Source organism: Embleya sp. NPDC020886 (assembly GCF_044333915.1).
In the GTDB taxonomy this organism is placed as follows: Bacteria; Actinomycetota; Actinomycetes; order Streptomycetales; family Streptomycetaceae; genus Embleya.
The window spans coordinates 346,421-355,462 of record NZ_JBIRRX010000008.1; the positions used below are offsets into that span (position 1 = coordinate 346,421).

8 protein-coding genes are annotated in these 9,042 nt (G+C 70.2%); 6 read left to right on the forward strand and 2 right to left on the reverse strand.

Annotated elements, in window-relative coordinates; genetic code table 11:
- Positions 1–50: 50 nt before the first annotated feature.
- Positions 51–1,205: an acyl-CoA dehydrogenase family protein gene (locus ACH4U8_RS27795; RefSeq protein WP_360316500.1), complete on the forward strand. Its 1,155-nt coding sequence runs from the start codon at positions 51–53 to the stop codon at positions 1,203–1,205.
- Positions 1,206–1,275: 70 nt separating this feature from the next.
- Here the strand turns inward: ACH4U8_RS27795 and ACH4U8_RS27800 are convergent, their stop codons facing one another.
- Both ACH4U8_RS27800 and ACH4U8_RS27805 read right to left on the reverse strand, forming a co-directional pair.
- Entirely contained in the window at positions 1,276–1,926 is a 651-nt protein-coding gene (locus ACH4U8_RS27800) for a TetR/AcrR family transcriptional regulator (RefSeq protein WP_360316497.1), read from the reverse strand.
- A gap of 4 nt (positions 1,927–1,930) precedes the next feature.
- A complete protein-coding gene (locus ACH4U8_RS27805; protein ID WP_379992275.1) occupies positions 1,931–2,734 on the reverse strand; it encodes an SDR family oxidoreductase in 804 nt (267 codons plus the stop codon).
- A gap of 215 nt (positions 2,735–2,949) precedes the next feature.
- Here ACH4U8_RS27805 and ACH4U8_RS27810 point away from each other — a divergent pair, with 215 nt between their 5' ends.
- From ACH4U8_RS27810 to ACH4U8_RS27830, 5 genes are all read left to right on the forward strand, one after another.
- Positions 2,950–3,708: an enoyl-CoA hydratase family protein gene (locus ACH4U8_RS27810; RefSeq protein WP_360316492.1), complete on the forward strand. Its 759-nt coding sequence runs from the start codon at positions 2,950–2,952 to the stop codon at positions 3,706–3,708.
- Between the two features lie 36 nt (positions 3,709–3,744).
- The gene (locus ACH4U8_RS27815) at positions 3,745–4,614 is read left to right on the forward strand and encodes a CoA-transferase (RefSeq protein ID WP_360316490.1); all 870 of its coding nucleotides are present in this window, start codon (positions 3,745–3,747) and stop codon (positions 4,612–4,614) included.
- Positions 4,611–5,384 carry a CoA-transferase gene (locus tag ACH4U8_RS27820; protein WP_360316487.1) on the forward strand — a complete coding sequence of 258 codons (774 nt, stop codon included), beginning with the start codon at positions 4,611–4,613 and terminating at the stop codon, positions 5,382–5,384. The genes ACH4U8_RS27815 and ACH4U8_RS27820 overlap by 4 nt, the downstream gene beginning before the upstream one ends.
- Complete coding sequence (locus ACH4U8_RS27825; protein WP_360316484.1) at positions 5,381–6,475, forward strand: nitronate monooxygenase; 1,095 nt, start codon at positions 5,381–5,383, stop codon at positions 6,473–6,475. The genes ACH4U8_RS27820 and ACH4U8_RS27825 overlap by 4 nt, the downstream gene beginning before the upstream one ends.
- Before the next feature lie 211 nt (positions 6,476–6,686).
- Positions 6,687–8,888 (forward strand): MMPL family transporter, encoded by a 2,202-nt coding sequence (locus ACH4U8_RS27830; RefSeq protein WP_395780913.1) that lies wholly within the window; start codon positions 6,687–6,689, stop codon positions 8,886–8,888.
- The last annotated feature ends 154 nt before the right edge of the window (positions 8,889–9,042 follow it).

The following is a 9,042-nucleotide window of genomic DNA, read 5'->3' on the forward strand; positions in this document are numbered from 1 at the left end:
AATGGGGCCGACCGGAACTCGGGCCGGGCAACCGTCCCGACCCGCACGACATGAGTGCCAAGGAGTTGCGGTACGTGGACGTCGAGTTCAGCGATGAGCAGCAGGAGATCCGCAGAGCACTCCGGGACGTGTTCGACAAGCACAGCGACTCGCCCGCCGTCCGGGCCGTGATGGCCACCGAGACGGGCTACGACGCCAAGGTGTGGCGGCGCGTGTGCGAACAGACCGGGCTGGCCGGTCTCGCGATTCCGGAGGAGTACGGCGGGGTCGGTTTCGGCTTCACCGAGTTGGTCGTGGCCCTGGAGGAGATGGGCCGCTCGCTTTTCCCCTCACCGTTCCTGGCGTCGTCGGTGCTGACGGCGTATGCGCTCGTGCACGCGGGCGACGAGGGCGCGCGGGCCGAGTACCTGCCGGGCATCGCGGCGGGTGAGACGCTCGGCGCGCTCGCGCTGGCCGAGCCGGGTCGCCGGGACGTGCGCGCGGTCGAGGCGACCGCGCGGGCCGACGGCGACGGGTGGCGCGTGGACGGCGTCAAGACGCACGTGATCGACGGCTTGATCGCGGATCTGATCGTGGTGGTGGCACGGGTCAATGGCGACCTCGCGCTGCTCGCCGTGGACAAGGACGCCGCCGGGCTGACCCGGACGGCGCTGCCGACGTTGGACCAGACCCGCAAGCAGGCCCGGCTGACCTTCGCGAACACCCCCGCCAGGCTGCTGGGTACGCCCGGCGCGGACGCGGCCGTGGAGCGGGTCCTGGCGCTCGCCGAGATCGCGGTGGCCGCGGAGGCGGTCGGCGGTGCGGCGCGCTGTCTGGAGTCGACCGTGGAGTACACCAAGGGGCGGGTGCAGTTCGGTCGGCCGATCGGTTCGTTCCAGGCGATCAAGCACCGCTGCGCGGACCTGTACGTCGAGGTCGAGACGGCGCGCTCCGCGCTGTACTACGCGGCCTGGGCGGCCACCGAGGCGGAGGCGGCCGGACTCGCGGCGCCCGGCGAACTGGCGGTGATGGCACCGCTGGCGATGACGACGGCGACCGCCGCGTACCGGCATGTCGCCGAGGAGATGATCCAACTGCACGGCGGGGTCGGCTTCACCTGGGAGTACGACTGCCACCTCTACCTGAAGCGGGCCATCACGTCCGCGCACCTGCTCGGTGATCGGGGCGCACAGCGCGAGCGGATCGCGGAGTTGGCGGGCATCTAGGGATCCAGTCGTGTCCTCGAACGCCGGACGGGCCGGTATCGGCCCGTCCGGCGTCTGCGCACACGCGTTGCTACCGGGTCGGGGGCTTCTTCCCCGTGACGCCCATGAACACCAGCGTGGACAGCGCCGGGCGGACGTCCTTCATCTTGATGTTCCAGGATTCGAAGCCCTTCTGGTGCCCGGCCACCGCCGCCAGCATCGCGACGAGGGTGCCCGCCATGGCGTTGGGCTGCACGTCGTCGCCGACCTTGCCCTTGGCCTGCATGTTCTCGATGGCCTCGGTGAGCGAACCGGTGACCGCCGTCAGAATCTTCTGGCGCACCTTGTAGAAGCGCTTGTCGCCCTCGGCCGAGGCCAGGTCGACGACGCGCAGGATCGGCTCGTAGTCCCGCCAGAACTCGAGGAATCCGTCGGCCAGGGCCTCGGCGGCGGCGAAGCCGCCCTTGCCGGACCAGTTCTGGTCCTCGGCGAGAGTCTTCAGCCGCTGGCCGTCCTTGGCCATGTCGTTCGCGATCTCCAGGATCGCACTCTCGACGTCCTGAAAGTACTGGTAGAAGGTGGCGGGAGAGGTGCCTGCCATACGGGCGACGTCGATGACCTTGACGTCCCGGTACGGAGACGTGTCGAGCATCTCGCGGAGGCAGTCGAGCAGCTTTTGCCGCGTCGCCTGTCCGCGTCGCCCGGCGACGCGGCCGTCGACGGTGCGAACTTGTCCTGTCATGCCGTCAGTTTACGGGCGCATGATCGGTCTCGCTGTCCGCCGCACGGAGGAAAGCGGGCATTTCCCCGCCACCGTGCATGAGCAGTTCCGCTCCGCTGACGTACCGTGACATCGGCGACGCGAGGAACAGACATACGTCCGCGACGTCGGAGGGGTCGGCCATCCGACCGAGCGGAATCGTGTCCGCCACCCGCTGCACGCCGGCCTCGTCCCCGTAGTGCAGGTGCGCCTGTTCGGTCCGGACCAGGCCCACGATCACGGAGTTGAGTCGGATTTTGGGCGCCCACTCGACGGCCAGCGAGCGGGTCAGCGAGTTCATCCCGGCCTTGGCCGCGCCGTAGGCCGCGGTGCCCGGCGAGGGGCGCACACCGCTCACGCTGGAGATGTTCACGATCACCCCGCCGGTTTCTTGACGGTGCATCAAGCGGTGGGCGGCCTGCGCGAAATACAGCGGACCGAGCAGGTTCAGCTCGATGATCGCCTTGGAGAACCGCGGCGACGCGGTGGCCGCGTCGGTCTGCGGCGCGCCGCCCGCGTTGTTCACCAGCACGTCCAGCCGACCGAAGCGTTCCTCGACGAACTCCACGGCGGCGAAAGCCGTGTCGGGGTCGCGCACGTCCGCGGGGGTGTACACGGCGGTGCGTCCGCCGGCGGCGGGCAGCGTCTCGGGCTCGCGGCGCGAACACACCACCACGTCGGCGCCGGCGGTCAGGAAACGCTCGCTGATGCCCCGTCCGATCCCCTTGCCGCCACCGGTGACGAGAACGACGCGTCCACTCATGTCGAGCGGGTTGGGGGAGGACGTCATGGCCTGCTCCTGACGGGCTGCGGTGTCGTGGGCGCCACGCTCGCTTCGTCTGGCGTGGGTCGCTCGGGGTCAACTATGGTGGCAGAAATCTGACGATCAGTCAGATCGGGTGGTGATGTGCCTCTCACGACCGGACGGCCGCGTCGGCCGCAGCCGCCGGTACCTGGGACGTCACCGGCCGATCCGACGCACGCGGCCGAATGGATCTGGTTGCCATGGCTATCCGTTACGAGGTGCGTGAGGGCATCGCCGAGGTGGTGCTGGACGCACCCCCCGTCAACGCGCTCACCGTCGCCGGCTGGTTCGAACTCGCGGACCGACTCCGCGAGGCGAGCCGCGACCCGCAGGTCCGGGCCGTGGTGCTCCGGGCCGAGGGCCGCGGCTTCAACGCCGGCGTGGACATCAAGGAAATGTCGAACACCGAGGGCTTCGACGCGCTGGTCGCGGCCAACAAGGGCTGCTTCGACGCGTTCGCCGCGGTGTACGACTGCGAGGTGCCGGTCATCGCGGCGGTGCACGGGTTCTGCGTGGGCGGCGGCATCGGTCTGGTCGGCAACGCGGACATCATCGTCGCGTCGCACGACGCGTTCTTCGGCCTGCCCGAGGTGGACCGCGGCGCGCTCGGCGCGGCCACCCACCTGGCCCGGCTGGTCCCGCAACACCGGATGCGACAGATGGTCTACACGTCGGAGAACGCCCCTGCGGCCGAACTCCACGCGTACGGCTCGATCTACAAGCTGGTGGACCGGGACAAGCTGGTCGAGACGGCGTTCGAGGTGGCTCGGGCCATCGCGGCGAAGAGCCCGACCGTCATCCGCGCCGCGAAGGCGTCGCTGAACGGCATCGACCCGGTCGACGTCAAGCGCTCGTACCGCTACGAGCAGGGCTTCACGTTCGAACTGAACCTGACCGGCGTGTCGGACGAACTGCGCGACGCCTTCACCGAGGGTCGCGACGCGGACACCTCGAAGTGACGCCGACCCCTCGACGTAGAGACGGAGCAACCATCCATGGCTGACAAGCGCATGACGCCCGATCAGGTCGTCGCACAACTCTCCGACGGGATGACCATCGGCATCGGCGGCTGGGGTTCGCGGCGCAAGCCGATGGCCCTGGTCCGGGCCATCCTGCGATCCGACCTCAAGAACCTGACCGTCGTCTCCTACGGTGGCCCCGACGTCGGGCTGCTGGCCCGGGCCGGCAAGGCGAGCAAGCTCGTCTACGCGTTCGTCTCGCTCGACTCGATCCCGCTGGAGCCCAACTTCCGCCACGTGCGCGAGAACGGCCTGGTCGAGGCGGTCGAGTACGACGAGGGCATGTTCCTCACCGGTCTGCGCGCCGCCGCCCAGCGGTTGCCGTTCCTGCCCACCCGCGCGGGCCTGGGATCGGACATCCTCAAGGTCTCGCCGCACCTGAAGACGATCGAATCGCCGTACGGCGACGAGACGTTGGTGGCGATGCCGGCGCTGAACCTGGACGCCGCGCTGATCCACGCCAACGTCGCCGACGAGCGGGGCAACGCCGCGCTGACCGGCCCGGACCAGTTCATGGACGACCTGTTCTGCCTCGCGGCCGAGAAGGCGTACGTCTCGGCCGAGCGGATCGTGCCGAGCGAGGAACTGCTCAAGGCGGCGGGCTGCGTGCACACGCTGACCGTGCACCGCTACATGACGCACGGCGTGGTCGAGGCGCCCAACGGCGCGCACTTCACCGAGTGTCCGCCGGAGTACGGCCGCGACGAGGCGTTCCAGAAGGCGTACGTCACCGCCGCCGCCGACCCCGAGGCGTGGGCCGCGTTCGAGCAGCGATTCCTCAAGGTCGAGAGCGAAGCGGCGTACCAGGCCGCCGTCGAGGAGTTCAAGAAGGAGACCGCCAAGTGAGCAGCGAGACCCTGACCGAGGCCACCCGGGCCGACGTGTGCGTCGCCGCCGTCGCGGACTGCTTCCGCGGCGACGGCGAGATCATCGGCAGCCCGATGGGTGCCGTGCCCACGATCGGCGCCCGGCTGGCCCGCGCGACGTTCGAGCCCGACCTGATGCTCTCCAACGGCGAGTCGTACTTCTTCGAGGGCGACGCCCGACTGGGCGCCAAGCCGGACGAGTTCGCCGTGGTCGGCTGGATCCCCTACCGCCAGGTGTTGGACGTGCTCGCCTCCGGGCGGCGGCACGTGATGATGGGCCCGGTGCAGATCGACGCGCACGGCAACGCCAACATCTCCGCGATCGGCGACTGGGCCAGGCCCAAGCGCCAGGTGCTCGGCTCGCGCGGCGGTCCGGGCAACACGATCAACCACACCACCAGCTACTGGATCCCCAAGCACTCGGCGCGCGTGCTCACGCCGAAGGTGGACATGGTCTCCTGCGTCGGCTACGACCGGGCCGCTGCGGTGGGCTCGGCCGGGCGCTTCCACGAGGTGCGCCGGGTCGTCACCAACCTGTGCGTGCTCGACTTCGAGACCGAGGCCAAGGTGATGCGGCTGCGTTCGCTGCACCCGGGCGTCACCGTCGAGGAGGTCGTCGAGGCGACCGGCTTCGAGCTGGTGATCCCGGCCGAGGTGCCCACCTCGCGGGTGCCCACGGACGAGGAACTGCGGATCGTGCGGGACGTGCTCGACCCGCGCGGCATGCGGCTGCGCGAGGTGCCGGCGTGAGCGCGGGTGCGGGCGGGCTGCACCCCGCGCTGAGCAACGGGTTCACCGAGAAGTTCGGCGTCCGGTATCCGATCGTGCAGACCGGCATGGGCTACGTGTCCTACCCCCGACTGGTCGCGGCCACCGCGGAGGCCGGCGGGCTGGGCATCCTGGCCTCGGCCACGATGACCTACGACGAACTGGTCGCGGCGATCGCGGCGGTCAAGAAGAGCACCACCAAGGCGTTCGCGGTCAACCTGCGCGCGGACGCGCCGGACGCGGCCGAGCGGATCGACCTGATGGGCCGCGAGGGCATCGGGGTCGCCTCGTTCGCGCAGGCGCCGAAGAAGGACCTGATCAAGCGCGCGCACGACCTGGGCATGCTGGTGGTGCCCTCGATCGGCGCCAAGCGGCACGCGCAGAAGGTCGCCGAGTGGGGCGTCGACGGCGTGATCGTGCAGGGCGGCGAGGGCGGCGGGCACACCGGCTCGATCCCGACCACGCTGCTGCTGCCGCAGGTGACCGACGTACTGCGGGGCAGCGACGTCACGGTGATCGCGGCCGGCGGCTTCTTCGACGGGCGCGGCCTGGTCGCCGCGCTGGCGTACGGCGCGGACGCGATCGCGATGGGCACCCGCTTCCTGCTCACCTCGGACAGCCCGGTGGGCCAGGCGGTCAAGGACGTCTACCTGGCCACCGACGTCAACGGCACGATCGTGTCCAAGGAGGTCGACGGCGTCCCGCACCGGGTGCTGGCCACCGACTTCGTCAAGCGGCTCGAACAGCGCTCGGCGATCGCCCGCTATCCGCGCTCGATCGCCAACGCGATGAGGTTCCGAAAGCTCAGCGGCAGCAAGCTCACCGACATGGCCCGCGAGGGCCTGGCGATGAAGAAGTCGCAGGGGCTGAGCTGGCCGCAGGTGCTGATGGCGGCCAACACCCCGATGTTGCTCAAGGCCGCGATGGTGGACGGCCGTCCGGACCTGGGCGTGATGGCCTCGGGCCAGGTGGTCGGCGTGATCGAGGACCTGCCCTCGTGCGCCGAACTGATCACCCGGATCACCGAGCAGGCCAGTGGCATCCTGCACGACCTGGAGTCCGCCCGGGTCTGACCCGCGCCGACCCCCGCCGCCGCGCGTGCGAACGCCGGCATCGCCCCCTCCGGGCGGTGCCGGCGTCGTGCGTGCCCGGGGTGCGAACGCACCCGCGGGGTGGGTCTGGACCCACCCCGGGTCGGGGGTTCGACGCAGTGTTCCGCGCGCGCCCCGCCGACAGACTCGAACTGTCAGCGGGACACGCAGTGGAACACGAGGGGACCTGACAATGACCAAGCAGCCGGCGACCGTTCGCGTCGCACGATGGAGCGCCACCCACCCGTGGCGGGCGATCACCATGTGGATCGCCTTCGTCGTCATCTGCCTGGTCGTCGGGGGCATGGTGGGCACCGAGAAGACCACGAGCGCGGACATGGGCACCGGCCAGTCCGGTCGGGCCGACGAGATCTCCCGGCGGTACGGCCTCGACGGCGCGGCGAGCGAGAACGTGCTGATCACCGCGAAGAGCGGCACGCTCGACCGGGCCGCGGCCGACCGGGTCGCCGGCGAGGTCACCGCCAAGCTGCGGGCGCTGCCCGAGGTCGCCGAGGTGGCCGCGCCGATCCCGGCCACGAACGGCCGGGCGCTGCTGGTCCCGTTCACCATGAAGGGATCCGCCGACAAGGCCCAGGACCACATCGACCCGTTGCTCAAGGCGACGGCGAGCGTGCAGAAGGCGCACCCCGAGCTGCGGGTCGAGGAGATCGGCGACGCGTCGATCGGCAAGGGCATCCAGGACCAGATCGGCAAGGACCTCGGGCAGGCCGAACTGTTCAGCCTGCCGGTCACCTTGATCATCCTGATGGTGGCGTTCGGCGCGATGATCGCCGCCGCGGTGCCGGTGCTGCTGGCCATCTCGGCGGTCGGTGCCTCGATCGGTCTGTACGGCCTGGCCTCCGCGGTCTTCCCGGACTCGGGCACCGTCTCCAGCGTGATCACCATGATGGGCATGGCGGTCGGCGTCGACTACTCGCTCTTCTACGTCAAGCGTGAGCGCGAGGAGCGGGCCAAGGGCCGCGACCGGATCGACGCGATCGAGATCGCCGCCGCCACCTCCGGGCACGCCGTGGTGGTCTCCGCGATCGCGGTGGCCGTCTCGATGGCCGGCATGTACATCGCCGACGACGCGATCTTCTCCAGCCTGGCCACCGGCGGCATCATCGTGGTCGCGGTCGCCATGATCGGGTCGCTCACCGTGCTGCCCGCGCTGCTGGCCAAGTTGGGCAAGCGGATCGACCGGCCGCGCATCCCGCTGCTGTGGCGCCTGACCGCCCGCGAGGACCGCGAGCCGCACGTGTGGAAGGCGCTGCTGCGTCCCGCGCTGAACCACCCGGGCACCACCCTGGCGGTGTCGGTGGTCGCGCTGGGCGCGCTGGCCCTGCCGGCCTTCGACATGAAGCTGCAGAACACCTCCAGCGACGACTTCCCGCGCTCGATGTCCACGATGCAGACCTACGACCGGATGACGGACGCCTACCCGAGCAAGCACAGCCCGTACAACCTGGTCGCGCTGGCTCCGGTCGGCAAGGAGAAGGAGACCCGCGCCGCGCTGGACCGGGCGGTCGCCCAGACCCGGAACAACCCGCTGTTCACCCAGGACCCGGTCGAGGTGTTGGTCTCCGAGGACGGGCGCGCGTTCAAGGTCGACGTGACCACGCCGCACATCTCCAGCTCGACGCAGGCCAAGGCGGCGCTGAAGCAACTGCGCGAGAGCGTGCTGCCGAACACCGTCGGCAAGGTGGCGGGCGCGGAGTTCGCGGTCTCCGGTGAGACGGCCGAGAACAAGGACTTCGCCGCCCACGTGCAGGACAAGCTGCCGCTGGTGATCGCCTTCGTGCTGCTGCTGACCTTCGTGATGATGTCGGTGACGTTCCGCTCGGTGGTCGTCGCGCTCACCGCGATCGGGATCAACCTGCTCTCCGCGCTGGCCGCCTTCGGCTTCCTGGTCGTGGTCTTCCAGCACACCTGGGCCGAGGGCATCCTGGACTTCCACTCCAGCGGCGCGATCATCTCCTGGCTGCCGCTGTTCCTGTTCGTGGTGCTGTTCGGCCTCTCGATGGACTACCACGTCTTCGTGGTCAGCCGGATCCGCGAGGCCGCCATGCAGGGCATGTCCACCAAGGCCGCGGTCGAGAAGGGCATCACCGGCTCGGCCGGCGTGATCACCAGCGCGGCGCTCGTGATGGTCTCGGTCTTCGTGGTCTTCGGCACGCTGAGCATGCTGGACATGAAGCAGATGGGCATCGGCCTGGCCGCCGCGGTCCTGATCGACGCGATCGTGGTCCGGATCGTGATCCTGCCCTCGCTGATGACCCTCCTGGGCAACGCCAACTGGTGGCCCAGCCGCATCCCCCGCATCCACGCCCCGCAACACGCCGCCCGGCAACACTCCACCGAGTACGAGCCGCACGTCTACCAGCGCCAACTCTGACCGAAGTCCCCCGAAACCCGCGGGGCGGGGGCCCCCCCCCGGGGCCCGCCCCCCCGGGGGGTGGGGGGGGGGCGGGGTGTGGGTTGGGCCCCGACAGCACAGGGGGGGGTTGAAGGGTGGGATTTGCTGGCCCGCCCCCACCACCAAGTGATGA